The organism is Acrocarpospora corrugata, assembly GCF_009687845.1.
In the GTDB taxonomy this organism is placed as follows: domain Bacteria; phylum Actinomycetota; class Actinomycetes; order Streptosporangiales; family Streptosporangiaceae; genus Acrocarpospora; species Acrocarpospora corrugata.
Map to the genome: position 1 here is coordinate 119,944 of NZ_BLAD01000046.1, position 26,569 is coordinate 146,512.

Genomic DNA, 26,569 nt, shown 5'->3' on the forward strand with positions numbered 1-26,569 from the left:
CCTGCCTTCGCGAATCATCCATTAAAGGGGGCATTGGGGTGGACTGCACCTGCACGACGGAGCCGAACGAGAGCGGGACCGCGCTCGACTCCCTCTGCGCCGAGCTTGAGACGATCAACCGTGACGACTCCGGCGGACGGCTGGCCGAAGGGACCGGCGACGAACCCGCCACCCGCCTCGCGCGCACCATCAACGCCGCCCTGGACCGGCTGGAGCGGGCCGAGGTGCGGGCCGAGGCGATGCTGGACCAGCAGCGCCGTTTCGCCGCCGACGCCGCGCACGCCATGCGCACGCCCGTGGCCGCGCTCCGCGCGGAACTGGAGGTGGCCCAGCTGCACCCCGACCAGACGGACCTGGGCGAACTGGTCGGCAGGACGCTGTGCGCCGTGGACCGGCTCCAGGAGGTCCTGGAGAAGCTGCGGGTGCTCTCGATGCCGTCGGCGGTGCCGTGCGAGCCGAAAGAGAGCGCCGTGCACATCCAGATAGACCAGGTCACCGGCGAGCTGTCGGTCACCATCACCGGGGTGACGGCGGTGCCGGACACCGGCCGCCTGGACACCAACGGGAACGCCGACCTCGACCTGGCCCTCAGCCAGGTGATCGCCCGCGCCCAGGGTGTGCTCCCGGTGGACTTCTCCCCCACTGGGGGCAAGCGCTTCACCCTGAGATTGCCTATCTCCGGCACTTAGGTCGTTATTTGCCCCGGTCTATACCGTTTGCTAGCTGCACGGATGCGATGATCGGGTGAATGAGGCAGCCGAACGAGCTTCGCGAATTTCTGCGCTCGCGCCGGGCCCGCCTTTCCCCGGCTGAGGTGGGCCTGCCCCCGGGCCGCGGCGGTCGCCGCGTGGACGGGCTGCGCCGCGAGGAGATCGCGATGGCCGCCGGGGTGAGCGTGGACTACTACACCCGGCTGGAGCAGGGCCGCGCCGGGAACGTCTCCGACCAGGTGCTGGGCGCGGTCGCCGACGTGATGCGGCTGAACGCGGCGGAACGCAGCCACCTGATGGATCTCGTCAGGCCCGCGACGGCGGTGGCCCGGCCGGTCCACCGCCGCTCCGTCCTGCACGCGCTGCTGCACTCCCTCGGCCCGGTCCCCGCGCTCCTGCAGACCACCCCGATGGACATCGTCGCGATCAACCGGATGGGCAGGGCGCTGCTGGACGACTTCGGCGCGATGCCCCGCGCCGAGCGCAACCTGGCCCGCTGGATCTTCCTCAACCCCAAGGCGAGGATCGTCTATCCGGACTGGGCGGAGGTGGCCTCGACGAAGGTCGCCTTCCTGCGCACCGCACTCGGCCACGACCCCGGCGACACCAGGCTGCGGGACCTCGTCGACGACCTGATGGAGCGCTCCCCCGAGTTCGCCCGGTTCTGGGCCGACTACCGCGTCGTCTACTGCACGTACGGCACCAAACGCCTCCATCACCCGGACGTCGGCACCATGACCCTCGACTTCGAATCCCTGGTCCCCGCGGCCGACCCGGACCTGCACCTGATCATCTACACGGGCTCACCCGGTTCACCGTCGGCGGAGAAGCTGACCGAGCTGGCCGACCGGCTTCAGATCGGCGGCGGGTACTGCGTGCCCGGCGGCACGTTCGGCGGGGCGCCTGGGGCGTAGCCGGGCGGCGGCACGCCGCGCGCCGCCGAAGCCTGGTGGCGTTCCGGGATCGGGAAGCCGGCGCGGGCGTGCGCCATGAGGTCGGCGAAGGAGCGCTGCTTGGCGCGGAAGGCGGCCTCGTTGACGCCGCCGCGGACCGCGCGCTCGTGCAGCAGGCCGAGCTCGGTGGCGGCGAGCTGGTAGTCGCTCATGGCCTGCACCCCGGCCTTGCCGCCGTGGGCCTTGGCCCACTGCCGGGCCTGCCTGCGCTTCTCCAGGGAGGACAGCATGAAGATGTCGGAGGCGTTGATGAGCCCGTTCGCCTCGTACGGCGGCAGGTAGGTGTGGATCAGCCCGACGATCCGCTTCCGGTCCCGGACGATCACCCACAGCTCGACGAACAGCAGCGCCATCAGCAGCAGGTAGGCCACCGCCAGCCCCTGGAAGCCGCCGAAGGAGGCCAGCCCGTTCCACAGCCCGTGCAGCGCCATCGCGCCCAGCCAGCCCAGCACGATCACCCAGACCCCCCGCGGGCCCTTGTGCAGCGCCGCGTACGCCACCGCGATGCCGATCATCGAGGTGAACAGCGGATGCGCGAACGGCGAGAGCACCCCGCGCAGCACCACCGTGGCGGCCAGCCCCTCCGGCCCGTTGTCGGCGAGCGCGGCCAGGTAGTAGCTGACGTTCTCCGACATCGCGAAGCCGAGGCCGACCATGCTGGCGTAGATGATCCCGTCGGTGGGCCCGTCCAGCTCCTGCCGCCTGAACCGCAGCAGCCCGAGCAGCACCAGGCCCTTCATCGTCTCCTCGACCAGCGGCGCGGCGAAGGTCGCGACGTAGTTGCGCGCCGTGACCGCGTCCCCGAGCCGGTCCTCCACGTAGATCAGGTTGAGCGAGTTCAGGATGCCCGCGATCAGGACCGCGATGCCCGCCCCCCAGGCGAACGCGAAGATCAGGTTGCTGCGCGGCTCGGGTTCCATCCGGTCCAGCGCCAGCACGCCCGCGAGCAGCAGCGGCACCGGCGCGATGGCCAGCGCCAGCGCGATGAAGAACTGGACCGGGTCCCCGTTGAGGATGTCGAACGAGAAGGACACCAGGGCACAGATCCCCGCCACGACGAGACCGATGATCAGGCCGATCGACGGGCGTTCCCTCAGCACCGCGCGCGGATCAAGGCTCGCCATTCCGCGAGCGTAACCGACCCGCAACGTCCTGTCCGCTCCGGTGTGCCAGATTCTCCTCACACCAGCAGGGAGTCCACCGCGACGGCCAGGAACAGCAGCGCCAGGTAGATGTTCGACCAGTGGAAGAAGCGCATCGGCCGCAGGTCGACCCCGGTCTTGCCGGCGTTGAGGCGGTGCCGCAGCGCGTACACCTCGAACAGGCAGGCGGCGCCGAGCGCGGCGGCGACGGCCGGGTAGAGCGGGCTGGTCGAGGCGATCGGCCAGAGCAGCAGCGAGCAGAGCACGGTGGCCCAGGTGTAGGCGATGACCTGGCGCACCACCACCCGGTCGGAGGCGACCACGGGGAGCATCGGCACCGACGCGGCGGCGTAGTCCTCGCGGTAGCGCATGGCCAGCGTCCAGGTGTGCGGCGGCGTCCAGAAGAACACCACGCCGAACAGCACGACCGGCGCCCAGGCCAGCTCGCCGGTGATCCCGGCCCAGCCGATCAGCACCGGCATGCAGCCCGCGATGCCGCCCCACACGATGTTCTGCGAGGTGCGCCGCTTCAGGATCATCGAGTAGACCAGGACGTAGAACAAGATGGCGCCCAAGGACAGCCAGGCGGCGAGCCAGTTGACCGTCAACCCCAGGCCAAGGGTGGACAGCGCGCCCAAAATCACGCCAAAGATCAGCGCGCCGCGCGGGGAGACCTGGTGGCGGGCCAGCGGGCGGCGGCGGGTACGCCGCATCACCTCGTCGATGTCCCGGTCGATGTAGCAGTTCAGCGCGTTCGCGCTGCCCGCCGACAGGGTGCCGAAGAGCATCGTCCAGGTGGCCGGCCACAGGTCGGGAAGGCCCCGGGCGGCCAGGAACATGACGGGCAGCGTGGTGATCAGCAGCAGCTCGATGATCCGCGGCTTGGTCAGCGCCACATAGGCCCGGACGACCTCGCCGACGGTGCGGCGGGCCGTTCTCGCGGCCCCAGCCGGGGCCATCGTCGGGTTGTTCGTCAGCACCGTCAAGGCGCTTCCAGCACGTGCGGGGTCAACGCGTAACCTCTGATTAGAGCGGATCTCCGGACAGCCGCCGGCAACTTGAGGACTCACTGTAGCCCCGGGATCCGGCGGTCCCTGAATCGGGGCTGCTCAGGTCGGATCGAGGGCGGTCTACCGAACGGTACGGCAGCCGACCCGTTAGGGTCCGGTGTGGGCGGGAATTGCCAAAACCGGTGCGAAAAAACCAGAGGGGATCGAGCAGTTGAGCAGCGCAAGCCTTGAGTGGAGCGACCTCGATCGGCAGGCCGTCGACGTGGTGCGGGCCCTGGCGATGGACGCGGTGGAGAAGGCGGGCTCGGGCCACCCCGGCACCGCGATGAGCCTCGCCCCCGCCGCTTATCTTCTATTCCAGAAGACCATGCGACACGACCCATCCGACCCGACCTGGGTTGGCCGGGATAGATTCGTCCTTTCGTGCGGGCATTCGAGCCTGACGCTTTATATCCAACTCTATTTGTCCGGGTACGGCTTGACGCTGGACGACCTCCGCGGCCTGCGCCAGTGGGACAGCCTCACCCCCGGCCACCCCGAGCACGGCCACACGGTCGGCGTGGAGACCACCACGGGCCCGCTCGGCCAGGGCGTCGGCAACGCGGTCGGGATGGCGATGGCCGCCCGCCGCGAGCGCGGCCTGTTCGACCCCGGCGCGGAACCCGGCGCCTCCCCCTTCGACCACCACATCTGGTGCATCGCCTCCGAGGGTGACATCGAGGAGGGCATCAGCCACGAGGTCAGCGCCCTGGCCGCGCACCAGCAGCTGGGCAACCTGACCGTGCTGTTCGACTCCAACCACATCTCGATCGAGGACGACACCCAGATCGCCCTCTCCGAGGACGTCGTCGCCCGCTACGAGGCCTACGGCTGGCACACCCAGACCGTCGACTGGACCGAGACCGGGGAGTACGTCGAGAACGTCCAGGCGCTCAACGAGGCGCTGGAGGCGGCCCGCGCCGAGACCGACCGGCCGTCCTTCATCCGGCTGCGCACCATCATCGGCTGGCCCGCGCCGCACAAGCAGAACACCGGCAAGATCCACGGTTCCGCGCTGGGCGCCGACGAGGTGGCCGCCACCAAGCGGGTCCTCGGCATGGACCCCGAGCAGTCCTTCGCCGTCCCCGCCGACGTGCTGACGCACTCCCGCGCGGTGGTCGACCGGGGCCGGGCCGCCCACGCGCAGTGGGAGAAGGGCTACCTGGACTGGCGGGACGCCAACCCCGACCGGGCCGCCCTGTTCGACCGGATGGCCACCCGCACCCTCCCCGACGGCTGGGCGGCGGCGCTGCCCGGCTTCGAGGTGGGCTCCTCGATCGCCACCCGCAAGGCCTCAGGCGAGGTGCTGTCCGCGCTCGGCCCGGTGCTGCCGGAACTCTGGGGCGGCTCCGCCGACCTGGCCGAGTCCAACAACACCACCATGAAGGGCCAGCCGTCCTTCATCCCCGAGGAGTTCCAGACCAAGGAGTTCCCCGGCAACCCGTACGGCCGGACGCTGCACTTCGGCATCCGCGAGCACGGCATGGGCTCGATCCTGAACGGCATCGCGCTGCACGGCGGCACCCGCCCGTACGGTGGCACGTTCCTGGTGTTCAGCGACTACATGCGCCCGGCGGTCCGGCTGGCCGCGCTGATGAAGCTGCCGGTCACCTACGTGTGGACGCACGACTCGATCGGCCTGGGCGAGGACGGCCCGACCCACCAGCCGGTCGAGCACCTGTGGGCGCTGCGCGCCATCCCCGGCCTGGACGTGGTCCGGCCGGCCGACGCCAACGAGACGGCCGCCGCCTGGCACGTCATCCTGGAGCACAACGACCGCCCGGCCGCGCTGGCGCTGACCCGGCAGAACCTGCCCGTCTACCCGGGCACCGGGGACGCCGCCAAGGTCGCCAAGGGTGGCTACATCCTGGAGGAGGCGTCCAACGGCCAGCCCGAGGTGCTGCTGATCGGCACCGGCAGCGAGGTCGAGATCGCCGTGGAGGCGCGCAAGCTGCTGGAGGCGGAGGGCATTCCCACCCGGGTGGTGTCGATGCCGTGCGTGGAGTGGTTCCACGCCCAGGACGCGGCCTACCGGATGACCGTGCTGCCGCCGTCGGTTCCGGCCCGGGTGGCGGTCGAGGCGGGCATCGCGCTGGGCTGGCGGGAGTTCGTGGGAGACCATGGAAACGTGGTGAGCCTGGAGCACTTCGGCGCGTCCGCGCCGTACAAGACCCTGTATCAGCAGTTCGGCCTGACGCCCGAGCGTGTGGTGGCCGCGGCCAAGGGCAGCATCGCGAAGCTGGGCGGCGACCCCGGCGAGACGACGGGAAACTGACATGAGTGAGAATCTGAACAAGCTGACCGGCTTCGGCGTCTCGATCTGGCTGGACGACATCAGCCGGGATCGGCTCAAGAGCGGCAACCTCGCGGCGCTGATGCGCGACCAGCGGGTGACCGGCGTGACCTCCAACCCGACGATCTTCGCGGGGGCGCTGAGCAAGGGGGAGGCGTACCGCACCCAGCTGCACGACCTGGCCGTCCGGAAGGTCTCGGTGGACGAGGCGGTCCGGGCGATCACCACCTTCGACATCCGGTGGGCGGCCGACGTGCTGCGGCCGGTGTACGACGCGACCGGCGGCGTGGACGGGCGGGTCTCCATCGAGGTGGATCCCCGGCTGGCCAAGGACACCGCGGCCACCATCGCCGAGGCGCGGGCGCTGTGGTGGCTGGTGGACCGGCCCAACCTGTTCATCAAGATCCCGGCGACCCTGGAGGGGCTGCCCGCGATCACCGCGGCCATCGCGGAGGGCATCAGCGTCAACGTCACGCTGATCTTCTCGCTGGAGCGCTACCGCGGGGTCATGGAGGCCTGGCTGACCGGCCTGGAGCAGGCCCAGGCCAAGGGCATCCCGCTGGCCGGGATCGAGTCGGTGGCCTCGTTCTTCGTGAGCCGGGTGGACAGCGAGATCGACGCCAGGCTGGACAAGATCGGGACGCCGGAGGCGCTGGAGCTGAAGGGCAAGGCCGCGGTGGCCAACGCCCGGCTGGCGTACGCGGCCTTCGAAGAGGTCGTGAACTCGCCGCGCTGGCAGGCGCTGCGCGCGGCCGGGGCCCGGCCGCAGCGCCCGCTGTGGGCCTCCACCGGCACCAAGAACCCGGACTACCCGGACACGCTGTACGTGGACGAGTTGGTCACCGCCGGAACCGTGAACACGATGCCGGAGAAGACCCTCAACGCCGTCGCCGACCACGGCAAGATCTCCGGCGACACCATCCGGCCCTTCTACGAGAACGCCTGGAACGCCATGGCCGCGCTCAAGGAGGCCGGCATCGACTACGACGACGTGGTCCGGGTGCTGGAGGACGAGGGCGTCGACAAGTTCGCGGTGTCCTGGCAGGAACTGATCAACACCGTCCAGGCCGAGCTGGGGAAGGCCTGATCATGACCGTTGAGGTGTTTCCCGGCGACGCCGCCGAGGCCGTCGCGGAGGTGCGCGCCCGGCTGGTCGCCGACGGGGTCCCCGCCGCGCTGGCCGCCGGGTCGCCCGCGCTGTGGGGGCCGGCGGCGCAGCCAGAGGCGGAGATCCGGCTGGGCTGGCTGACCCTGCCGCAGACCAGCAGGGAGCTCCTGCCGGAGCTGGCCAAGCTGGTCGAGCGGGTCCGCGCCGAAGGGCTCGAACACGTGGTGCTGGCCGGGATGGGCGGCTCCTCGCTCGCCCCCGAGGTCATCTGCGCCACCGAGGACGTGCCGCTGACCGTGCTGGACACCACCGACCCCGGGCAGGTCCGCCGGGCGCTGGCCGACCGGCTCGACCGCACCATCCTGGTCGTGTCCAGCAAGAGCGGCGGCACCGTCGAGACCGACAGCCACCGCCGCATCTACGAGCAGGCGTTCCGGGACGCCGGGATCGACCCGGCCGGGCGGATCGTGGTCGTCACCGACCCGGGCTCGCCGCTGGAGAAGACCGCCACCGAACTCGGCTACCAGGTCTTCCTGGCCGACCCGAACGTGGGCGGCCGGTACAGCGCGCTGAGCGCGTTCGGCCTGGTGCCGAGCGCCCTGGCCGGCGCCGACGTGACGCGGCTGCTCGACGACGCCGCCGCGATCCAGCCGCTGCTGGGCCAGGACGAGGGCAACCCCGGCCTGGAGCTGGGCGCGCTGCTCGGCGGGATGGCGCTGGGCGGGCGGGACAAGCTGATCCTGCGCGACAGCCTGTCCGACATCAACGGCCTGCCGGACTGGATCGAGCAGCTGATCGCCGAATCCACCGGCAAGGAGGGCAAGGGCATCCTGCCGGTCGTCGGCGCGGAGGCGGCCGAGGCGCACGACCAGTATGTGGTCAACATCGGCGCCGAAGGCGACATCCGGGTCGAGGGCCCGCTCGGCGCGCAGTTCCTGGTCTGGGAGTACGCGACGGCGATCGCCGGGCAGGTGCTCGGGATCGACCCGTTCAACCAGCCGAACGTGGCCGAGTCCAAGGAGAACACCGCCAAGATCCTCGGCTCGGCTCCGGAGATCGGCGCGCCGCTGCTGGTCGACGGCCCGGTCGAGGTGTACGGCGAGCTGCACGGCCACCCGAAGAACCTGGCCGACGTGCTGACCGCGCTGCTGCAGGCGGTGCCCGCCGAAGGCTACCTGGCGATCATGGCGTACCTGGACCGGGAGGCGGCCTTCGACGCGGCGCCGCTCGGGGCCGGGGACTTCGAGCAGACCGCCGAGGCCTGGGCCGCCGCCGACGTGGCGACCCTGCGGTCGCTGCTGGACTACCGGACCACCCACGCGGTGACCTTCGGGTGGGGGCCCAGGTTCCTGCACTCGACCGGGCAGTACCACAAGGGCGGTCCGCAGGTCGGGGTGTTCCTGCAGATCACCGGGGCGGTCACGGACGACGTGGCGGTGCCGGGCAAGCCGTACACGCTGGGACAGTTGCAATTCGCGCAGGCCCTGGGGGACATCGGGGCGCTACGGTCCCGTAACCGGCCCGCCGTACGGTTGCATCTGACCGATCGGGAGGCTGGGGTAGCCCATCTGCTCGCCGTCGCCGAGGAGCTCTGAGCAATGGCACGCACTAATGGGGGCAAACAAGCCGCCATTTCGGAAGACGCGCAGATGGCCGCCGCCGCCGTGGCGACCACTGCCACCACCGACGAGGTGTTGGAGAGCAATCCGCTGCGGGACCCGCGGGACAAGCGGCTGCCGCGCGTCGCCGGGCCGTGCGTGCTGGTCCTGTTCGGGGTGACGGGCGACCTGGCCAAGCGCAAGCTGCTGCCCGCCATCTACGACCTGGGCAACCGGGGGCTGCTGCCGCCCGGCTTCTCGCTGGTCGGGTTCGCCAGGCGGGACTGGGCGCACGAGGACTTCGCGCAGGTCACCTACGAGGCGGTGAAGCAGTACGCGCGCACCCCGTTCCGGGACGAGGTCTGGAAGCAGATCTGCGAGGGCATCCACTTCTGCCCCGGCGAGTTCCACGACGACGGCGCGTTCGACGTGCTCTCGATGATGCTGAAGGAGATCGACGAGACCCGGGGCACCGGCGGCAACTACGCCTTCTACCTGTCGGTCCCGCCGAAGTTCTTCCCGACCGTGGTCGAGCAGCTGAAGCGCACCGGCCTGGCCAAGGCGCCCGACGGCTCCTGGCGCCGGGTGGTGATCGAGAAGCCGTTCGGGCACGACCTGAAGAGCGCGCAGGAGCTGAACGCGATCACCAGCGCGGTCTTCCCGGAGAGCTCGGTCTTCCGGATCGACCACTACCTGGGCAAGGAGACCGTCCAGAACATCCTGGCGCTCCGCTTCGCCAACACGCTGTACGAGCCGATCTGGAACCGCGGCTACGTCGACCACGTGCAGATCACGATGGCCGAGGACATCGGGATCGGCAGCCGGGCCGGCTACTACGACGGCATCGGCGCGGCCAGGGACGTCATCCAGAACCACCTGCTCCAGCTGCTGGCGCTGGTCGCGATGGAGGATCCGACCTCCTTCGACGCCCAGTCGCTGCGCCGCGAGAAGGAGAAGGTCCTCAAATCGGTCCGGCTGCCCGACGATCTGGGCCTGGAGACCATCCGGGGCCAGTACACGGCGGGCTGGCAGGGCGGCGAGAAGGTCATCGGCTACCTGGAGGAAGAGGGCATCCCGGCCGACTCGATGACCGACACGTACGCGGCCATCAAGCTGGAGGTGGCCAACCGGCGCTGGGCGGGCGTGCCGTTCTACCTGCGCGCCGGCAAGCGCCTCGGCCGCCGGGTGACCGAGGTGGCCGTGGTGTTCGAGCGGGCGCCGCACCTGCCGTTCAGCAAGGACGACACCGAGATCCTGGGCCAGAACGCGCTGGTGATCCGGGTTCAGCCGGATGAGGGGATCACGGTCAGGTTCGGGTCGAAGGTGCCGGGGACGGCGATGGAGGTCCGGGACGTCTCGATGGACTTCGCCTACGGCGAGTCGTTCATGGAGAGCTCCCCGGAGGCGTACGAGCGGCTGCTGCTGGACGTGCTGATCGGCGACCCGCCGCTCTTCCCGCACCAGCGGGAGGTGGAGCTGTCCTGGCAGATCCTCGACCCGATCGAGGACTACTGGGCGACCCACGGCCGTCCCGAGGGTTACCCGGCCGGAACCTGGGGCCCCCCTGCGGCGGACGCCATGCTGGCCCGCGACGGACGCGTCTGGAGGCGGCTGTGACCAGCTTCAATCTGACCGACACGCAGGCGTCGAAGATCTCTTCGACGCTGACCAAGCTGCGCCACCAGATGGGCGCCCCCGCGGTGGGCATGGTGCTCACGCTGGTGGTCGTCTGCGACGAGGCCGGGCAGTACGACTCGGTCCGGGCCGCCACCGAGGCGGCCAGGGAGCACCCGTCCAGGATCCTGGTGGTGATCGGCCGCGACCCGAAGGAGCCCAACCGGCTCGACGCGGAACTGCGGGTCGGCGAGTCCTCGCCCGGCGAGGTCGTGCTGCTCCGCCTGTACGGGGAGCTGACCAAGCACGCCGAGTCGGTGATCAGCCCGCTGCTGCTGACCGACACGCCGGTGGTGGTCTGGTGGCCCGGCGGCGCCCCCGACGTCCCCGCCGGCGACAAGGTCGGCAAACTGGCCAGCCGCCGGATCACGGACGCGCACGCGTCCCGCGACTCGGTGAAGGCCATCGTCGGCCGCTGCGGCGGTTACGTGCCCGGTGACACCGACCTGGCCTGGACCCGGCTGACCACCTGGCGTTCGCTGCTGGCCGCGGCGTTCGACCAGAACGTCGGCAGGGTCAAGAAGGGCCTCGTCGAGGCGTCGCCCGGTCACGCCAGCGCGACCCTGCTCGCGTCCTGGCTGTCGGACCGGCTCGACGCGCCCATCGAGGTGGGCGAGTCGTCCGGCCCCGGCCTGACCGCGGTGCGGCTCACCCTGGCCTCCGGCGGCGACCTGACCCTGACCCGGTCGGACGCACGCCTGGCCACGCTGTCCCGCCCGGGCCAGCCGGACCGCCGGGTGGCGCTGGCCCGCCGCCCCACCTCGGAGCTGCTCGCCGAGGAGCTGCGCCGCCTGGACCCGGACGAGATCTACGCCGCCACGCTGCGGCATCTGGCCGGCGGCACCAAGTAAGTCCCGCCGGGCCCCTTCACGGGGGTCCGGCGCTGTTCTAAGGAAGTCATCGTGATCCTGGTCCACGACAACGCCGAAATCCTGGCGCAGGCGGTGGCGGCCCGGCTGATCACCCGCCTGGTGGACGTGCAGGCCGCCCGGGGTTCGGCGCATCTGGTCCTGACCGGCGGCACGCTCGGCATCGCCGCGCTCGCCGCCGTGGCAGCCTCCCCCGCCAGGGACGCGGTCGACTGGCGCGCCCTGGACCTGTGGTGGGGCGACGAACGATTCCTGCCCGCCGGGGACCCGGACCGCAACGAGACCCAGGCCAGGGAGGCCCTGCTCGACCAGGTCGGCCTGACCCCGTCGCGGGTCCACCCGATGGGCCGCGCCGGCGCCGGTCAGACCGCGGAGGAGGCCGCCGACGCCTACGCGGCCGAACTCGCCAAAGCCGCCTCTCCGGAAGACCTTGTGCCGTCCTTCGACATCCTGCTGCTGGGCCTGGGGCCCGACACGCACGTCGCGTCCCTGTTCCCCGGCCATCCCGCCCTCCACGAGGAGGAGCGCCCGGTGGTGGCCGTGCACGACTCCCCCAAGCCGCCGCCCACCCGGATCTCCCTCACCTTCCCGGCCATTCAGGCCGCCCGCGAGGTCTGGCTGGTCGCCGCCGGCGCGGAGAAGGCCGACGCCGTCCACCTGGCCCTCACCGCCGGCCATCTCCAGGCCCCCGCCGCCGGGGCCCGCGGCCGCGAGCGCACCCTGTTCCTGCTGGATCGCGCCGCCGCCACCAGGATCCCCCCGGGCACTTCTCCTTAAAGACTGTTTGACCTGGGCATATCGCTTCCCGATCGGGGTGTTCTCGTAATTGAGTCACGCGATTGGGGGATCGGGAGCATGTGTGGAATCACCGGGTGGGTGGATTACGATCGCGACCTGAGCGGGGCCACCAGGATCGCGCAGGCGATGACGGACACGATGGCCTGCCGGGGGCCCGACGACGAAGGGCTCTGGACGGCCCCGCACGCCGCCATCGGCCACCGCAGGCTGGCCATCATCGACCTCGCCGGCGGCCGGCAGCCGATGATCGCCGAGGAGCTGGCGGTGCTCACCTACAGCGGCGAGGTCTACAACTTCCAGGAACTCCGCCGGGAGCTGGAAGCCCACGGCCACCGGTTCCGCACCCAGAGCGACACCGAGGTCGTGCTGCGCGCCTACCTCGAATGGGGCGACGACCTGGCCGACCACCTCAACGGCATGTACGCCTTCGCCATCTGGGACGTCCGGCGCGAGGAACTCCTGCTGGTCAGGGACCGGATGGGGATCAAGCCGCTCTACTACTACCCGACCCACCACGGCGTCCTGTTCGGCTCGGAGCCGAAGGCGATCCTCGCCAACCCGCTGACCGAGCGGGTGGTCGACGAGGACGGGCTGCGGGAGCTGCTGGCGTTCGTCAAGACGCCGGAGCACGCCATCTTCAAGGGCATGTACGAGGTGCGGCCCGGCCAGATCGTCAAAGTGACCCGCGCGGGCCTCACCAAGCGGCGCTACTGGCAGCTGTCGTCCTACCAGCACGCCGACGACGTCCCGGCCACCGTGGCGACCGTGCGCGGGCTGCTGGACGACATCATCACCAGGCAGCTGATCAGCGACGTGCCGCTGTGCACGCTGCTCTCCGGCGGCCTGGACTCCAGCGCGGTCACCGCGATCGCCGCCAGGGAACTGCGGGAGCAGGGGCTCGGCAAGGTCCGGTCCTTCTCCGTCGACTTCGTCGGCTACACCGAGCATTTCAAGCCGGACGCGACCCGGTCCACGCCGGACACGCCGTACGTGCATGATCTGGTCGCCCACGTCGGCGCCGAGCACACCGACATCGTGCTCGACTCCGCCGACCTGATGGACCCGGCCGTCCGGGCCGCCGTGCTGGGCGCCCGCGACCTGCCGACCGGGCTGGGCGACATGGACACCTCGCTCTACCTGCTCTTCAAGGCCATCCGGGGGCATTCCACGGTGGCCCTGTCCGGCGAGTCGGCCGACGAGGTCTTCGGGGGCTACCAGTGGTTCCACGACCCCGTCGCGGTCAACGGCGACACCTTCCCGTGGCTGCTGACGGCGGACATCAACGGCGCGTCCAACTTCGATCTGCTGGACCGCGACCTGCTCCGCTCCCTGGATCTGCCCGGCTACCGGGCCGACAGCTACCGGCAGGCGCTCGCCGAAGTGCCCCGCCTCCCGGGCGAAACCGGCCTCGAACGGCGGATGCGGGAGATCAGTTACCTCAACCTGACCCGCTTCGTCCAGATCCTGCTCGACCGCAAGGACCGGATGAGCATGGCCGTCGGCCTGGAGGTCCGTGTCCCGTTCTGCGACCACCGCCTGGTCGAGTACGTCTTCAACGCTCCCTGGGCCATGAAGACCTTCGACGGCCGCGAGAAGAGCCTGCTCCGCGCGGCCTGCTCCGACATTCTCCCTGAGTCGGTGCTGCAGCGGGTCAAGAGCCCGTATCCGTCGACTCAGGACCCCGGCTACGACGAAGCCGTCCGTGCCAAGGCCCGTGACCTGCTCCGCGACGAGCATCTGCCCAGCGAGCAGCTCATCGACGTCAAGGCAGCACGCGCCATGCTCGACCGGCCGGCGGACGAGAGTCACCGGGCGCCGCTGGAGCGCATGCTCAGGCTCGACGCCTGGCTCAGGGACTACGAGATCAAGCTGAGCCTCTGAATCGCCATACGACGAGCACCGCGATCAGCGTTGCCGCCCCGACGGCCAGCCACGCTGATCTCGGTACGTCCTCGGCCCCGACCTCGATCTCGGACGGCCATGCGCCCATGTGCCCGTGGATGGTGACCCGCGATCGGCGCACCTCGATCCTGTCCACCTTGTACGGAAATGTGCCGACCGGTGAGGAGACCTTCATGAGGGGTGTCCGATCCTGAGCGTCGTGGGGACGTGCCGATGGGAAGGCCGCCGGTCGAGGGCGCGGGTGGCCGCCTGGGCTCCGGCCTCGATCGCGTCCCAGTCGCGCTCGTCCCCGCCCTGCGCGAAGACCACGTCCGGGCGGTCGAGTACAGCGCCGTCGATGTTGCGGTAGGGAATGTGCCCGTCCGCGAGCACGAGCGAATCGCACGCGAGCGTCCATGTGCGATGCCCGTCCGACAGCTCGACGAAGCGAATTCTCGGAGTTCCGATGGTGCGGATGACCTGGGCTTCTGGCAGGATTTGGGCGCTGCGGGGGAACTCGGTCAGGGACGAGCCGATGACCGTGCAGGTGCCTGCTTTGATCACGCCCGCCGCCACGTCCCGCGCCCAATGGCCGCCCCCGAGAATCACGACGTCGTGGCCCAGCCGCACCCGCCGCTCCAACAGGTGCAAGGCGACCGTCGCCGGCAGCACTCCCCCCGTGCGCGCCCCGTTCACGCCCAATTCTGCCCGGGTGCGGGGGCGATGGCCGGTGGCGACGACCAGCACGCCGGCCGCGGGCACTCCCCCGGACTGCCCGACGGCCAGCAGCCGGTCCCCCTCCCAGCGCACCACCTGGGTTCCGGGCGCGAATCCGACCCCGAGCCGCTCGGCCCGGAGGCGCAGATCCCGGTGGGCGGGGTCGTCCCAGTGCTCGCCCCCGATGACCGGCAGGCGCTCGTACACGACCACGTTCGCGTCGCGGCCGAGGCCGATCGCGCAGGACAGCCCGGCCAGGCCGGATCCGGCGACGGCGATGTCCATCAGCCGACCCCCCAGCTTGAGCCGGGTTCGCCCTGGGGCACGTCCCATGAGTCGAAGCCCTGCTCGACGGACAGGATGAAGCCCACGCCGACCGAGCAGTAGGCGCCCTGGCAGCGTCCGGCCATGGCGCGGGTGCGTTTGCGTACTCCGTCGAGGGAGCGGGCCGGGACCGGGCCGGTGCAGGCGGCCCGGATCTCGGCGGCGGTCACGTGTTCGCAGGCGCAGACCACCATCGAGCCGGAGCGTTCTGCCGCGTCGTCGGTGGAGAGTTCCGCCAGGCGGGGCACCCGGGGCAGCCGGATCTGCGGGTCGCGGCGCGGCGTCAGCCGTACGCCGATGGATTCGAGCAGGGAGCAGACCAGGTCGGCGACGGCGGGTGAGGACTGCACGCCGGTGGAGCGGATTCCGGCGGCGTGGACGAGGTTCGGGACCTCGGCGGAGACCTCGATGCGATAGGTACGATCACTGGCCGGGCGCAGACCCGCGAAAGTCTTGATGACGTGGTCGCGGGACAGGTGCGGGATCAGGTCGCGGGCCCGGTCCCAGACCCAGTCGAGCGTCTCCGCATCAGTGGATTTATCGGATTTATCGGTTTCGTCGGTCGCGGTGGGGCCGATCAGGACGGTGCGGTTCGTCGTGGGGACGGCGAGGACGCCGCGGGTGTACTCGGTGGGGATCATGGTGAGGATCTTGGGGACCTGTTCGCCGATCGCCCGGTCGAGCAGCAGGAACATGCCCTTGCGGGGCCACATACCGAAATTTTCGGCTTTGGCCGCTCGCGCGATCACGTCCGCGTTGAGTCCGGCCGCGTTGACGACCGCGCCGACTGCGAAGGTCTCGCGCGGAGTCACGACGTGGGTGATACGGCCGTCGCTGTCATGCCGGAAATCGGTGGCCGGGGTGGAACAGCGCAGGTCCACGCCGTTGGTGACGGCGAGGCGGGCGCGGCCGATGGTCAGCCTGATCGGGTCGACGATGGCCTCGCCGGGCACGTGCAGGGCGGCCAGGGCGGCGGGGGCCATGCCGCCCGCGGCTTCGCGGAGGCGCGGGCCTTCGAGGATCTCGGCCCGGACCCCGGCGTCAGCTGCCTGCTCGGCGAGCTTCGTCACGTTCGCGAGATCGCCGGGTTCGAACGCGAACGACAGCGATCCGACCCGCGCGAACGGGACGTCGAGGGCTTCGCAGGTGGCTTCCCAGGTGCTGCTCGCCGCCCGGACCAGATCGGATTCGAGAGTTCCTGTGGGCATGTCATAGCCGGTTCCCGCGATGCCGGAGTTCGCCTTCGACGCGCCTTCCGCCACGTCGTGGGCGGCTTCGAGCCAGAGCACGTTCAGCTGGTATCGCGACAGCGCGGCGGCGACGGCCGAGCCGATCACCCCGGCTCCGACGATGGCGACGTCATAGCGCGTCACCGGAACTCCCCGAGTTCGTCCGGGTCCAAGCCGCGGGTCGCGTCGACGAAGCGGCGCCAGCGCGCCCGGCGGGCCTCCCGCCAGCCGCTGTCCTGTCGAGGTTCGATCGGCGGGTGGAAGCTCGCGCGGGCGGCGAGGGCGGGCAGGTCGAGTTCGCCGGCGCCCATCGCGGCGAACCCGGCGACGCCGGCGGCGGTGCTGTCCTTGTTGACCGCGGGCAGGAGCGCCCGGCCGCACAGATCCGCCTGGAGCCGCAGCAGCGTGGCGCTGGCGCTCAGGCCGCCGTCGACCCGCAGCACCTCGGGTGGGCCCTGTTCCTTGTCGACGGCGTCGATGACGTCGGCGACCCGGTTGGCCACGCCTTCGAGTACCGCCCTGGCGAGGTCGGCCGGGCCGGTCGAGGCGCGTAGTCCCGCCAGGACGCCCGCCGCGCCCGGACGCCACCAGGGGGCGCCGAGGCCGCTGAAACCGGGCAGGAACGTGGGGCCGTGCTCGGGGTCGCCTTCGTCCGCCAGCGCGCTCACCGAGGCGGCGTCCGGGGCCAGCCCGAGCGAGACCAGCCAGTCGACGGCCGTCGCGGCCGTGAAGACGCCGCCTTCGATGGCCCATGCCCTGTTCTGGCCCATGGACCAGGCGAATGTCGGCATCAGGCCGTTTCCGGGTCTTCTGGGGCTGGGTCCGGCGTTGGCCTGGATGAAGCAGCCGGTGCCGTACGTGACCTTGACGTCGCCCGCGTCGATGCCGCCGAGCGCGGCCAGGGCGGCCTGCTGGTCGCAGGAGCTCGCGTACAGCGGCGCGCCCAGCCGAATCGGCAGCGGCTCGCCGAAGACGGTGTCGCCGATGCGCGGGAGCATGGCGGCGTCGATCCCGTAGGCCGCCAGGCAGGTTTCGTCGTATTCGAGGGTGTCGAGGTCCATCAGCTGGGTTCTGCTGCCGGTCGACGGATCCGTCACGAACGCCGCGCCCGCCGTGAAGTGGTGCACGAAGAAGCCGTCGAGCGTCCCCACCGCGAGCCGCCCGGCGTCGGCGGCCTCCCGGACCGCGGGCAGGTTCCGCAGCATCCACGCGATCTTCCCCGCCGAGAAGTACGGATCCAGCGGCAGCCCGGTACGTTCCTCCACCTGGCCCCGCTGGACGTTCCCCGCCATCTCCTCGACGATCGAGGCAGCGCGCCGATCCGACCAGAGGATCGCCGGCGACAGCGGCTCCCCCGTCGTACGGTCGAACGCGATGACGCTCTCCCCCTGGTTCGCGATCCCGATCCCGGCCAGCTCCGCGCCATGTACCTGCGCCAGGGCTTCGGCGACGGTTTCCTCGATCGCGGCCAGTAACGCCAGGCCGTCCTGTTCGTCCCAGCCCGGGTGCGGATGTGACGTGACAGACCGCCGCCGGGCACTGGCCACGCAACGACCGGCTTCGTCGTAAAGTCCGGTGAAGGTACTGGTCGTTCCCTGGTCGACGCCGGCGAACACTCGGATGGTCATCGCGCGCGCCTCCCACGTACGATCGGTCCGACAGATTCAATCAGCTTCAATCACGGGATACAACGAATTGAGCGAAGATGAGCGGCACGCGCACATCCTGAACCTCCTGGCACGCCAGGAAACCGCGTCACTCGAAGAGATCCGGCAGCTCACCGCCGCCAGCCCCGCCACCGTCAGACGCGACCTCGCGACCCTGGCGGACCAGGGCCTGCTCCGGCGCACCCGCGGCGGAGCCTCCCTCATCCCGGTGGCGAGCACCCTCGACGAGACGTTCACGCTGCGCCGCCGCCGCAGCGCCCGCGACAAGGGCGCCATCGCCGTCGCCACCGCCGCCCTCATCCCGCCCGGATCGGCCGTGTTCCTCAACGACGGCAGCACCACGTTCGCCCTGTCCGAGGAACTGGCTGGCCGGGGCGGCCCGCTCTGGTTCGCCACCTCCGCGCTCAACATCGCCGCCCGCCTCGCCGGCGTCGCCACCTTCGACGTGAACGTCATCGGCGGCAGCCTGCGCGGCTCCTCCTTCGCCACCAGCGGCCCGATGGCCACGGCCGCCCTCGGACGGTTCACCGCCGACTTCGCCGTCCTCGGCTGCGACGGCCTCGACCTCGACTCCGGCGTCGGCTGGAACAGCCTCGCCGACGCCGAGATCGCCCAGGTCATGGCCCGCCGGGCGGCCCGCACCATCGTCGTCGCCGACGCCGGCAAGTTCGACCGCCCGGCCCGCGTCGGCGCGCTCGGCTGGGACGACGTGGACGACCTGGTGACCAACGCCGTCGACCACGACTGGTCGGCCCACCTGAAAACCGCCGGAGTCCACGTCACCATCGCCTGAAACTATCCGGCGAGTCCGGACAAGTATGAAGTGACGGAGTCCCCGACGAGAGGCAACCCCGCGCCGCCGGACGCCTCCTGCCCCGGCAGGCCCTGAGCCACCGGGATCCACGGCACTGACCGACGCGAACAGGCAAAGGTCCGCTACTCCGGCAAAGGAGCGCGGGAACGCGCCGCCGTCGCGCGGGCGCGGGCCGCTTCGGCCGCGCGGCGGGCGCGGGTCTCGTCGCGCTGGGCCAGGTCCGCCCGTTTGGCGGCCTGCGTGTGCTTCTCCCGGGCGGCCGCCAGTTTGCTCTCGATCTCGGCCAGTTTCGTTTCCAGCGCGGCCAGCTTCTCCGCCCGCCGTTCTCGTTCCCGTACGGCGTCCGCCAGCTCCCGCGCCCAATCCGCGAGCGCGGCTTCCGACTCCGCGGCCTCCTGCTCGGCCTGGGCGGCGGCCTCCGCCAGCTCCCGTGAACGCCGCGCTTCCCGATCGGCTGGGGGCTGCCGTGGCGTCCTCGGGGTCGCCGGGACAGGAGCCGGGGCGAAACCGCTGTAGGCGAGGGCGGTGGTGAGGGTCGCCTGCCGTACCCGGGCGGCGGCTTCGGCGTCGACCACGGCGGCGTCGAGGGTCTGTTCGACCTCGGTCAGCGTGGCGAGGCGCTGGCCAGAGGCCGCGGCGAGGTCGGCGACGAGACGGGTGACCACGGCGGTGAGGCCGGTCCTGCGGGCCGAGAGGGCGGCGAGGGCTCTGGCGTCCTGGTCCTGCCAGGCCTGGCGCAGGTCTTCGCCGAGGGTGAGGAGTTCGGTGAGTTCCGGCGGATCGCGGCGGACGAGCTGGTTGACCGCCCAGGCCACGACGGTGGGACGGCGGAGACCGGCGATCTCGCGGGACAGCGCGGCGTCGGTGGCCTTGACCTCCTTGACCAGGGCGGTCCTGGCGGCGGTGAACTCGGCGGGAGGCAGCGCGTAGAGGAGGTCGGCGGCGGCATTGAGATCCACGTATCGACCTATACCCGCTCGCGATATATCTCTGGCAGATTGTCAGGTATGGCGGATCCTTCCTTCCCGCGTGACGACCTGCGCGCGAACATCGCGGCGCGCCGCGATCTCGGACCCGAGTACGAGACGGCCCTGACGGAGTCCTTTCTGAACAGAATCGAGGCGACGATCGCGGCCCAGGTGGCGGTCGAGGCGTCCAGGCGATTGCCCAACCCCAAGGAGCGGGCGCGGGAGGATCGTGCGGAGGGCGGGCGCGCACTCGGGCTGGCCCTCGGCTCGCTCGGCATCGCCATCCCGCTGACCGCGGGCGCCGGTGTCGGCGCCGGCCTGCCCGGGATCATCACAGCGTGGACGGGCATCGTCCTGGTCAATTTCGCGTACGCGCTGGGGCGGCGCCGGCATCGCTGACGTGTGGTTGGCTCGGGGGGTGAGCGAGCTCAAGGAGAACCAGCTGGTTCTGCGGCCCATCACGCACGACGACGAGCCCTGGCTGCTGGCGCACTGGAGCCGGCCGGAGGTGCGGCGCTACCTCTTCGACGACGAGCCGGTGTCCGCCGAGCTGGTGACGGAGATCGTCGACGACAGCGTGGACGACTTCGCGCGGTGGGGATACGGGCTGTGGGCGATGGTGGTGGCCGATCGGCTGGTCGGGGTGTGCGGGTTGCGGGCCAGCGACGACGACGAGGCCGAGCTCCTTTACAGTGTAGATCCGTTGTATTGGGGGCATGGGCTGGCCACGGGGGCGGCGCGAGCCGTACTCGAATATGTCGGGCCGATCGAGGTCATCGCGGAGACGGACGCGGGCAATGTCGCGTCCGAGCGGGTCGCGGCGGCGCTCGGGATGCGGCTGGACTCGGAGCGCACGGGACCGAACGGGCCGCTCAAGCGTTTCGTCCGGCCCGGGGCCCCGGCAGTCGGCCGGTAGCCCTCAGCTGGCCTGGGCGGTCGGCATGATCGTGACCTGCTGGAGGTTCACCCGGGGCGGCAGGGTGGCGATGAACGCGATCGTCGCCGCGATGTCCTCAGGGGTGAGCCACTCGATGGTCTTCTTCGAGCCCTCCAGCCACTGCTGGGCGCCCTCGTCGGTGACGTGACTCTGCAGCTCGGTGCCGACGATGCCAGGCTCGATCGCGGACACCCGGACGTTCTTGGAGCCGAGCTCGACCCGCATGTGGCGGGACAGGTGCATCACGTACGCCTTGGTGGCCGAGTAGACGGCGAAGTTCGGGAAGATGTTCTCCGCGGCGATGGACGAGGTGTTGATCAGGTCCGCGACACCGCGTTCCCGGCCGGCGGCGACCAGCTGCGGGATGAACGCGCCGATGACGTTCATCAGGCCGGAGACGTTCAGGTCGATCTGCGCCTGCCACTGGTCGAACCGGAGTTCCTCCACCGGCGCGGGAAGCATCACGCCCGCGTTGTTGAACAGCAGGTCCGCGCCGCCCAGCTCACCCGCCACCCGGGCGGCCACCTCCTGCACCGCCTCGGCGTCGGTCACGTCCACGGCCATCGCGACCGCGCTCCCGTCGCTCTTGGTGATCCGCTCGACCAGGCCGTCCAGCCGGTCCGCGCGGCGGGCGAGCAGGGCGACGGTGGCCCCCAGCTCCGCCAGACGCTCAGCCGTCGCCTCGCCGATCCCGCTGGACGCGCCGGTGATGACCGCCACCCGGCCGGTCATCGGCTGGGAATCAGTCCGCATCGTCATGGTCTCCCACCTCTCCGAACGTGGACGCGGGCCCGGAAACGGTCCCGACTTCCATGACATCACCGCGACTTTCAACCCAACCCTTTGACCAGGCAAGGGCTCTCAAGACAGGTACGCCCGGGAGCGCCCGCCCGGTCATGGGAACCCCATCCGCGGGTGCGCCGCTTTCACGGAACGGAAAATGGCCCAGTTCACCCGGAGCCGCTGAATCTGGCGCATAGTGGAGACGCGTCTCCCGAGTGACGGAGGTCCCCCGTGTTCGAGCGCTTTACCGACCAGTCCCGGCGTGTGGTGGTGCTGGCACAGGAGGAGGCTCGGCTGCTCCTGCACAACTACATCGGCACCGAACACATCCTGCTCGGCCTCGTCCGCGAGGAGGACGGGGTCGCGGCGACGGCACTACGCGCGTGCGACATCGAACTGATGGGCGTCCGGCAGCTGACCGAAGACATCATCGGCAAAGGAAGCACCCCTCCCCAGGGACACATCCCCTTCACCCCCCGCGCCAAAAAGGTCCTCGAACTGTCCCTGCGCGAGGCACTCCAGTTCGGCCACAACTACATCGGAACCGAACACATCCTGCTCGGCCTCATCCGCGAAGGCGAAGGCGTCGCCGCCCAGGTCCTCAGCCAACAGGGCGCCGACCTCCAACGCGTCCGCGACCAGGTCATGGAAATCCTCGGCCAGAACCCCCCAGAGCACTCCGACGAACCCCTCTCCTCAACCTTCGACCCAGTCGCCGCCGCCGTCACCCGCCGAATGAACACCCAATACCCTCTCCTCCTCCGCATCCAGGCCAGCCTCGACGCCATCAACCGCCGCCTGGACGCGATGGGCGCTCCCCCAGACCCCGGCCTCCCCGTACGAGAAGACCCAGAGGCAGAAGCAAGCTGACGCACGCTCATGCCTTCGTCATCGCCTTGAGGACATCCTGGGCAAGTTTTAGATCAGTAGCGGCGACGAACTTCTGACGCCTATTCATGGCCTCACCTATATCGGCAAGAGTCGTGAGCCGATAGTCCAAGGGGATGGGGTGACCTTCGAGGTCCAGCACAGCGCCCCCAGCCGCGTTGAGGATGTAATGGCCTGGGGCCAGGTCCCAGATTGCGAACCCCTTGGCGAACTCAACCATGCAGTCAGTAAATCCCGCGGCTACGTGACACAGGCCGATTGACCCAAAGTCCACCCCGATACGTCCTCGAGACGAGCCGTCCTCAGATTGCTGACCCAGTGCATGCAGAAGATCGGTCTGCCGAGTCAACGGAAGAAATCGTTCAGCGGGCTTCATAAGATAGTTCGTGATTAATGATTCAGACAGTGGAGCCGACTCCCTCGGGTGTGCGGACTCTGCGTCCGCCGCGCGGCCCTGCAGGGCCTCCGCCGTCTCGCCGCGCGATCGGCCTGCTCGCGGTGGTGGTGGGCATGGCGGGCGGCATGTACGGCATCGGCGGCGGCTCGCTGCTCGGGCCGATCCTGGTGGGGCGGGGGCTTCCGGTCGCCGGTGTCGCGCCCGCCGCGCTGGCCTCGACGTTCGTGACCTCGATCGCGGGGGCGCTCACCTTCGGCGTTCTGTCGTTGACTACTACGGGTGACATCGCCCCGGAGTGGGCGCTGGGGCTGGTGTGCGGACTAGGCGGGCTGATCGGCGGCTATGTGGGGGCGCATCTGCAACCCCGTCTGCCGGAGACCGGGTTGCGGCTGCTGCTGGGTGGCCTGGCCATCGCGGTGGCCGGCATGTACGCCGTCCAGGCGCTGGCCTGACTCGCACCCCGCCGGAACCGGCCGCCAGGCCGCATGACCGGGGGTCGCGTTCTGCCGCCCTCCCGGGCCGTGCTGCGGTGAGCTTCTACCTGGCCGCCCGATCTTAGGTCCAGTATTCGCCGTGCACCGTGTTCGAGTTCTTCGTCATGCGGACCCGGGTGCGCGCGCAGGGCGCGCACGGCCGACACCCCGGCCCGCACCTACTCGCTGCGCGGCCCGATGGCGCGCGTCCCGCTGGCCCAGGAATCGGGGCCGAACACCGCGAACTGGCTGTTCATCACCACCGGAACCGGCAACCGGCCCCGCGAAGTGGAGATCAAGACCACCGAGAACGGCAAATCCACGCTGAGCCTCCGGCCGATCACCACCGAATGGGTGGATCTCGTCCTGGCCAGGGTCGGGGACGCGGTCGTCTCCCTGTACCGCCCGGACGGCGGCATCTGGTGGGTGGGGGCCCGCTGGCACCGCGCCGACCTCCCCGACACCCTGCAATGGGGCATCGCCGCCTACACCGACTGGGACAGCTTCGGCCCGCTGCAGACCGACCCCATGGCCGCCAACGAGAAGGTACTCAAAGGCAAGCCCGACCTGCGGCTGAGCGTCGACTACGTCCGCTTCCTCCAGCCCAGGATCCCGGCGGGAACCGACCTGCTCGACCCCGGCTCAATAAAGGACGACGCGCTGATCCAGTCGCTGACCCTCGGCTAAGGGAGCGGGGCCGGGGTCAGAACGCCCACCGGAATGCGGGCGTCGAGGACGCCGGGGTCCTCGGTGTAGTTGAGGGTCGCGCCGAGGGTGAGCAGGAGGCGGCGCATCCGGGTGTTGTCGGACAGCAGCGTCGCGCGGACTTCGGCGAAGCCCAGGTCACGGGCCTCGGCGAGGAGCGTACGGGCCAGGGCGGTGCCGAGGCCGCGCCCCTGCCAGCGGTCCTCGATGAGGAAGGCGAACTCGGCGATGCCGGGGTCGGGCGTGAACATCAGGGTGGCCAGGGCGACGAACTGGCCGTCGCGACCGGCGACCAGGGAGTGGCCGCGCTTGCGGTCACAGAGGCGATCGAAGACGCGGGGGGTCAGGGCCGGCATGGCGGTGAAGTAGCGGAACCTGCGCGACTCGGGAGAGCAGCGTTCGTGCAGGTCGCGTACGGCTTCGCGGTGCAGCGGCTCAAGCGGCTTGACCTGGACCTCGGCGCCGTCGGGGAGGCGGACCGCGCGGTCGATGGCGGTCTGGTCGGCGGGCGGCTGGGCGAGCCGGATGAGGGCGGCGGCGCGGGCGGCCTCGGTGAGGGTGAAGGGCAGGCCGGAGCGGCGCAGCCGGATCGAGCGGCGGGACGCGACGGGGACGGTCAGCAGGGTGGGGTCGGGCATGCCGGAGATGTCCGAGCCGAAGATCCAGCGGGCGTCGTCGGCGCGCAGGAGTTCGCGGAGGATCTCCGGGAGCCGCCACGGGGTCGCGCGCAGGCGGGCGGCGAGCAGCAGGACCCGGGTGGGTTCGTCGGTGAGCTCGTGCGCGCTGGCGGGCAGGACCAGGACACGCCGCCCACCGGCTTCCTCCAGCGCGGCCCGTACGTCCTCCGGAGAGGCGGGGATCTCGGCCACGAATTCGTCGACCGTGCCGTCGGTGTCCGGCTGAACGGAGAGCCCGAGGATGTTGCCCCCCTTCTCGGCCAGCGCCGCCGCGAGCGAGGCCAGCCGTCCCGGACGTTCATCCACCGTCGTACGAATGCGCAAGAACCCCATGAATTCCGCTCCTTCCATTGCGTACAGACTGCCGGACAACTGTTACACGATTGCTACACAAGAGTGTGGCGGTCGTTTCTTTAGGTAAAAATCCTTATAAAGCTTCGCTTCTCGCGGTTTCAGGCATGATCGGCCGCGAGTTCCGTCGCCAGATGACGAGACTGTGACGGATATAGCAGGATGAGCGCATGAACGCTCCGCTCGCTCCGGGTTTCGTCAACGGGGACGTGTCCTACTGGTATCGCGCCACCGGCGTACCCGACCCCGGCGCGCCCCTCGGCGGGAACATCCGGGCGGACGTCGCCATCGTCGGGGCCGGATACACCGGACTCTGGACCGCGTACTACCTCAAGAAGGCCGACCCGGCGCTGCGGATCGTGGTCCTGGAGAAGGAGTTCGCCGGGTTCGGCGCGTCCGGCCGCAACGGCGGCTGGCTGGCGGGGCTGCTGCCGGGGTCGGCGCGGCGGTACGCGAAGGACCACGGGCAGCAGGCCGCGATCAGGTTCCAGCGGGAGATGTTCGGCGCCGTCGACGAGGTGATCAGGGTCGCCGCCACGGAGGGCATCGACGCCGGCATCGTCAAGGGCGGCCTGCTCAACGTGGCCAGGACCCCCGCCCAGGCGGCCCGGCTGCGCGCCGAGATCGTCGACCAGCGCGCCTGGGGCTGGACGCCCGGCGACGTGGACCTGCTCGGCACCCGCGAGATGACCGCCAGGATCAGGGTCGCCGGAGCCGTCGCCGCCTCCTGGAGCCCGCACTGCGCGCGGGTGCAGCCCGCCGAGCTGGCCAGAGGGCTGGCGCGAGCCGTACGCGACCTGGGGGTGGAGATCTACGAGCGCACGCCGGTCACCGAGATCGCCCGGGGCCGGGCGGTCACGCCCGGCGGGACGGTCGAGGCCGGCCTGGTGCTGCGCTGCACCGAGGGGTTCACCGCCGACGTCGCCGGCCACCACCGCGACTGGCTCCCGATGAACAGCTCGATGATCGTCACCGAGCCGCTGGACGACTGGGACGAGATCGGCTGGGACGGCCGCGAACTGCTGGGCGACACCGCGCACTACTACATGTACGCCCAGCGCACCGCCGACGACCGGATCGCCTTCGGCGGACGCGGACGCCCCTACCTGTACGCCTCCCGCCTGGACGACCGCGGCCACACCCACGACTGGACCGTCGACGCCCTCTGGCACCTGCTGACCACCTTCTTCCCCGCCGCGAAACAGGCGAAGGTGGCCCACGCCTGGTCCGGCGTCCTCGGGGTCCCCCGCGACTGGTGCGCCACCGTCAGCCTGGACCGGGCGACCGGCCTGGGCTGGGCCGGCGGCTACACCGGCCACGGCGTCGCCGCCGCCAACCTGGCCGGGCGCACCCTCGCCGACCTGGCCCTCGGCCGCGACAGCGACCTCACCACACTGCCCTGGGTGGACCGCAGGGTGCGCCGCTGGGAGCCGGAACCGCTCCGCTGGCTGGGCGTGCACGCGATGTACCGTCTCTACCGGCTGGCCGACGCCCGGGAGGCCACCGGCACACCACGCACCTCCGTTCTCGCCCGTATCGCCGACATGATCACAGGACACTGACT

General features: G+C 70.7%; 25 protein-coding genes and 1 pseudogene. 16 read left to right on the forward strand and 10 right to left on the reverse strand.

All coding sequences use genetic code 11. The features are described 5' to 3' along the window. Positions 1-38 precede the first annotated feature (38 nt). Together Acor_RS13975 and Acor_RS13980 are read left to right on the forward strand one after the other, a co-directional pair. Entirely contained in the window at positions 39-689 is a 651-nt protein-coding gene (locus tag Acor_RS13975) for a histidine kinase dimerization/phospho-acceptor domain-containing protein (RefSeq protein ID WP_155337051.1), read from the forward strand. A gap of 59 nt (positions 690-748) precedes the next feature. Next, positions 749-1,624, forward strand: a complete 876-nt coding sequence (locus tag Acor_RS13980) for a helix-turn-helix transcriptional regulator (RefSeq protein ID WP_155337052.1) — start codon at positions 749-751, stop codon at positions 1,622-1,624. Here the strand turns inward: Acor_RS13980 and Acor_RS13985 are convergent. After that, complete coding sequence (locus Acor_RS13985; RefSeq protein WP_155337053.1) at positions 1,564-2,787, reverse strand: PrsW family intramembrane metalloprotease; 1,224 nt, start codon at positions 2,785-2,787, stop codon at positions 1,564-1,566. The genes Acor_RS13980 and Acor_RS13985 overlap by 61 nt on opposite strands. Before the next feature lie 56 nt (positions 2,788-2,843). After that, positions 2,844-3,791 carry a heme o synthase gene (locus Acor_RS13990; RefSeq protein WP_422664804.1) on the reverse strand — a complete coding sequence of 316 codons (948 nt, stop codon included), beginning with the start codon at positions 3,789-3,791 and terminating at the stop codon, positions 2,844-2,846. 304 nt (positions 3,792-4,095) lie between these two features. Here Acor_RS13990 and tkt point away from each other — a divergent pair, with 304 nt between their 5' ends. The 7 genes from tkt to asnB all read left to right on the forward strand — a co-directional run bounded on the left by tkt (position 4,096) and on the right by asnB (position 14,075). After that, positions 4,096-6,129 (forward strand): transketolase, encoded by a 2,034-nt coding sequence (gene tkt, locus Acor_RS13995; protein WP_422664806.1) that lies wholly within the window; start codon positions 4,096-4,098, stop codon positions 6,127-6,129. Between the two features lies 1 nt (position 6,130). Continuing rightward, a complete protein-coding gene (gene tal / locus Acor_RS14000; protein WP_155337054.1) occupies positions 6,131-7,234 on the forward strand; it encodes a transaldolase in 1,104 nt (367 codons plus the stop codon). A 2-nt stretch (positions 7,235-7,236) separates the two neighbouring features. Next, positions 7,237-8,850, forward strand: a complete 1,614-nt coding sequence (locus Acor_RS14005; protein ID WP_155337055.1) for a glucose-6-phosphate isomerase — start codon at positions 7,237-7,239, stop codon at positions 8,848-8,850. Positions 8,851-8,904: 54 nt separating this feature from the next. Continuing rightward, a complete protein-coding gene (gene zwf, locus Acor_RS14010) occupies positions 8,905-10,470 on the forward strand; it encodes a glucose-6-phosphate dehydrogenase (protein ID WP_155337118.1) in 1,566 nt (521 codons plus the stop codon). Then, complete coding sequence (locus tag Acor_RS14015) at positions 10,467-11,378, forward strand: glucose-6-phosphate dehydrogenase assembly protein OpcA (protein ID WP_155337056.1); 912 nt, start codon at positions 10,467-10,469, stop codon at positions 11,376-11,378. Before zwf ends, Acor_RS14015 begins: the two co-directional genes overlap by 4 nt. Before the next feature lie 51 nt (positions 11,379-11,429). After that, complete coding sequence (gene pgl / locus Acor_RS14020; RefSeq protein ID WP_246238637.1) at positions 11,430-12,173, forward strand: 6-phosphogluconolactonase; 744 nt, start codon at positions 11,430-11,432, stop codon at positions 12,171-12,173. Positions 12,174-12,251: 78 nt separating this feature from the next. Continuing rightward, positions 12,252-14,075, forward strand: a complete 1,824-nt coding sequence (gene asnB / locus Acor_RS14025; protein WP_155337058.1) for an asparagine synthase (glutamine-hydrolyzing) — start codon at positions 12,252-12,254, stop codon at positions 14,073-14,075. On the opposite strand, the gene Acor_RS14030 is transcribed toward asnB, so the two are convergent. Genes Acor_RS14030 through Acor_RS14045 form a run of 4 tightly spaced genes read right to left on the reverse strand, consistent with a single transcriptional unit; the run spans position 14,059 to position 17,973 of the window. Beyond that, on the reverse strand, positions 14,059-14,271 hold the full coding sequence (locus Acor_RS14030) for a hypothetical protein (RefSeq protein ID WP_155337059.1): 213 nt from the start codon (positions 14,269-14,271) through the stop codon (positions 14,059-14,061). The two genes, asnB and Acor_RS14030, sit on opposite strands and share 17 nt — an antisense overlap. Then, on the reverse strand, positions 14,268-15,077 hold the full coding sequence (locus Acor_RS14035; protein ID WP_155337060.1) for an NAD(P)-binding protein: 810 nt from the start codon (positions 15,075-15,077) through the stop codon (positions 14,268-14,270). The genes Acor_RS14030 and Acor_RS14035 overlap by 4 nt, the downstream gene beginning before the upstream one ends. Next, positions 15,077-16,489 carry an NAD(P)/FAD-dependent oxidoreductase gene (locus Acor_RS14040; protein WP_155337061.1) on the reverse strand — a complete coding sequence of 471 codons (1,413 nt, stop codon included), beginning with the start codon at positions 16,487-16,489 and terminating at the stop codon, positions 15,077-15,079. The genes Acor_RS14035 and Acor_RS14040 overlap by 1 nt, the downstream gene beginning before the upstream one ends. Then, positions 16,486-17,973 (reverse strand): FGGY family carbohydrate kinase, encoded by a 1,488-nt coding sequence (locus Acor_RS14045; protein ID WP_155337062.1) that lies wholly within the window; start codon positions 17,971-17,973, stop codon positions 16,486-16,488. Before Acor_RS14045 ends, Acor_RS14040 begins: the two co-directional genes overlap by 4 nt. Before the next feature lie 67 nt (positions 17,974-18,040). On the opposite strand from Acor_RS14045, the gene Acor_RS14050 reads away from it, so the two are divergent. Continuing rightward, positions 18,041-18,805, forward strand: a complete 765-nt coding sequence (locus Acor_RS14050; RefSeq protein ID WP_218034267.1) for a DeoR/GlpR family DNA-binding transcription regulator — start codon at positions 18,041-18,043, stop codon at positions 18,803-18,805. A 143-nt stretch (positions 18,806-18,948) separates the two neighbouring features. Here Acor_RS14050 and Acor_RS14055 read toward each other — a convergent pair whose 3' ends face one another. Continuing rightward, the gene (locus Acor_RS14055) at positions 18,949-19,785 is read right to left on the reverse strand and encodes a hypothetical protein (RefSeq protein ID WP_155337064.1); all 837 of its coding nucleotides are present in this window, start codon (positions 19,783-19,785) and stop codon (positions 18,949-18,951) included. A gap of 48 nt (positions 19,786-19,833) precedes the next feature. On the opposite strand from Acor_RS14055, the gene Acor_RS14060 reads away from it, so the two are divergent. After that, the gene (locus Acor_RS14060; protein WP_155337065.1) at positions 19,834-20,193 is read left to right on the forward strand and encodes a hypothetical protein; all 360 of its coding nucleotides are present in this window, start codon (positions 19,834-19,836) and stop codon (positions 20,191-20,193) included. 19 nt (positions 20,194-20,212) lie between these two features. Beyond that, positions 20,213-20,710 (forward strand): GNAT family N-acetyltransferase, encoded by a 498-nt coding sequence (locus tag Acor_RS14065; protein ID WP_170316923.1) that lies wholly within the window; start codon positions 20,213-20,215, stop codon positions 20,708-20,710. A gap of 3 nt (positions 20,711-20,713) precedes the next feature. Here Acor_RS14065 and Acor_RS14070 read toward each other — a convergent pair whose 3' ends face one another. Continuing rightward, a complete protein-coding gene (locus Acor_RS14070) occupies positions 20,714-21,484 on the reverse strand; it encodes an SDR family oxidoreductase (RefSeq protein ID WP_246238638.1) in 771 nt (256 codons plus the stop codon). Between the two features lie 261 nt (positions 21,485-21,745). Between Acor_RS14070 and Acor_RS14075 the strand changes: the two are divergent. Further along, positions 21,746-22,171 (forward strand): annotated as a pseudogene (locus Acor_RS14075) (Clp protease N-terminal domain-containing protein); the annotation flags it as partial. A 220-nt stretch (positions 22,172-22,391) separates the two neighbouring features. Here Acor_RS14075 and Acor_RS45410 read toward each other — a convergent pair. Further along, a complete protein-coding gene (locus Acor_RS45410) occupies positions 22,392-22,778 on the reverse strand; it encodes an inositol monophosphatase family protein (protein ID WP_155337069.1) in 387 nt (128 codons plus the stop codon). A gap of 50 nt (positions 22,779-22,828) precedes the next feature. Between Acor_RS45410 and Acor_RS14085 the strand changes: the two genes are divergently transcribed. Then, positions 22,829-23,251: a TSUP family transporter gene (locus Acor_RS14085; RefSeq protein ID WP_246238640.1), complete on the forward strand. Its 423-nt coding sequence runs from the start codon at positions 22,829-22,831 to the stop codon at positions 23,249-23,251. A gap of 219 nt (positions 23,252-23,470) precedes the next feature. Beyond that, entirely contained in the window at positions 23,471-23,959 is a 489-nt protein-coding gene (locus tag Acor_RS14090; RefSeq protein ID WP_155337071.1) for a hypothetical protein, read from the forward strand. Here Acor_RS14090 and Acor_RS14095 read toward each other — a convergent pair. Further along, the gene (locus tag Acor_RS14095) at positions 23,956-24,987 is read right to left on the reverse strand and encodes a GNAT family N-acetyltransferase (protein WP_155337072.1); all 1,032 of its coding nucleotides are present in this window, start codon (positions 24,985-24,987) and stop codon (positions 23,956-23,958) included. The genes Acor_RS14090 and Acor_RS14095 overlap by 4 nt on opposite strands. 188 nt (positions 24,988-25,175) lie before the next feature. Here Acor_RS14095 and Acor_RS14100 point away from each other — a divergent pair, with 188 nt between their 5' ends. Then, on the forward strand, positions 25,176-26,567 hold the full coding sequence (locus Acor_RS14100; protein WP_155337073.1) for an NAD(P)/FAD-dependent oxidoreductase: 1,392 nt from the start codon (positions 25,176-25,178) through the stop codon (positions 26,565-26,567). Positions 26,568-26,569: the final 2 nt, after the last annotated feature.

Bases quoted from the DNA above. Each gene is read 5' to 3' on its own strand.
- zwf (WP_155337118.1), top strand. From the start codon at position 8,905: ATGGCCGCCGCCGCCGTGGCGACCACTGCCACCACCGACGAGGTGTTG.
- Acor_RS13980 (WP_155337052.1), top strand. From the start codon at position 749: ATGAGGCAGCCGAACGAGCTTCGCGAATTTCTGCGCTCGCGCCGGGCC.
- tal (WP_155337054.1), top strand. From the start codon at position 6,131: ATGAGTGAGAATCTGAACAAGCTGACCGGCTTCGGCGTCTCGATCTGG.
- tkt (WP_422664806.1), top strand. From the start codon at position 4,096: ATGGACGCGGTGGAGAAGGCGGGCTCGGGCCACCCCGGCACCGCGATG.
- asnB (WP_155337058.1), top strand. From the start codon at position 12,252: ATGTGTGGAATCACCGGGTGGGTGGATTACGATCGCGACCTGAGCGGG.
- Acor_RS45410 (WP_155337069.1), bottom strand. From the start codon at position 22,778: ATGAAGCCCGCTGAACGATTTCTTCCGTTGACTCGGCAGACCGATCTT.
- Acor_RS14060 (WP_155337065.1), top strand. From the start codon at position 19,834: ATGGCGGATCCTTCCTTCCCGCGTGACGACCTGCGCGCGAACATCGCG.
- Acor_RS14095 (WP_155337072.1), bottom strand. From the start codon at position 24,987: ATGGGGTTCTTGCGCATTCGTACGACGGTGGATGAACGTCCGGGACGG.
- Acor_RS14035 (WP_155337060.1), bottom strand. From the start codon at position 15,077: ATGGACATCGCCGTCGCCGGATCCGGCCTGGCCGGGCTGTCCTGCGCG.
- Acor_RS14030 (WP_155337059.1), bottom strand. From the start codon at position 14,271: ATGAAGGTCTCCTCACCGGTCGGCACATTTCCGTACAAGGTGGACAGG.
- Acor_RS14090 (WP_155337071.1), top strand. From the start codon at position 23,471: ATGGCGCGCGTCCCGCTGGCCCAGGAATCGGGGCCGAACACCGCGAAC.
- Acor_RS14045 (WP_155337062.1), bottom strand. From the start codon at position 17,973: ATGACCATCCGAGTGTTCGCCGGCGTCGACCAGGGAACGACCAGTACC.
- Acor_RS13985 (WP_155337053.1), bottom strand. From the start codon at position 2,787: ATGGCGAGCCTTGATCCGCGCGCGGTGCTGAGGGAACGCCCGTCGATC.
- Acor_RS14005 (WP_155337055.1), top strand. From the start codon at position 7,237: ATGACCGTTGAGGTGTTTCCCGGCGACGCCGCCGAGGCCGTCGCGGAG.
- Acor_RS14070 (WP_246238638.1), bottom strand. From the start codon at position 21,484: ATGCGGACTGATTCCCAGCCGATGACCGGCCGGGTGGCGGTCATCACC.
- Acor_RS14100 (WP_155337073.1), top strand. From the start codon at position 25,176: ATGAACGCTCCGCTCGCTCCGGGTTTCGTCAACGGGGACGTGTCCTAC.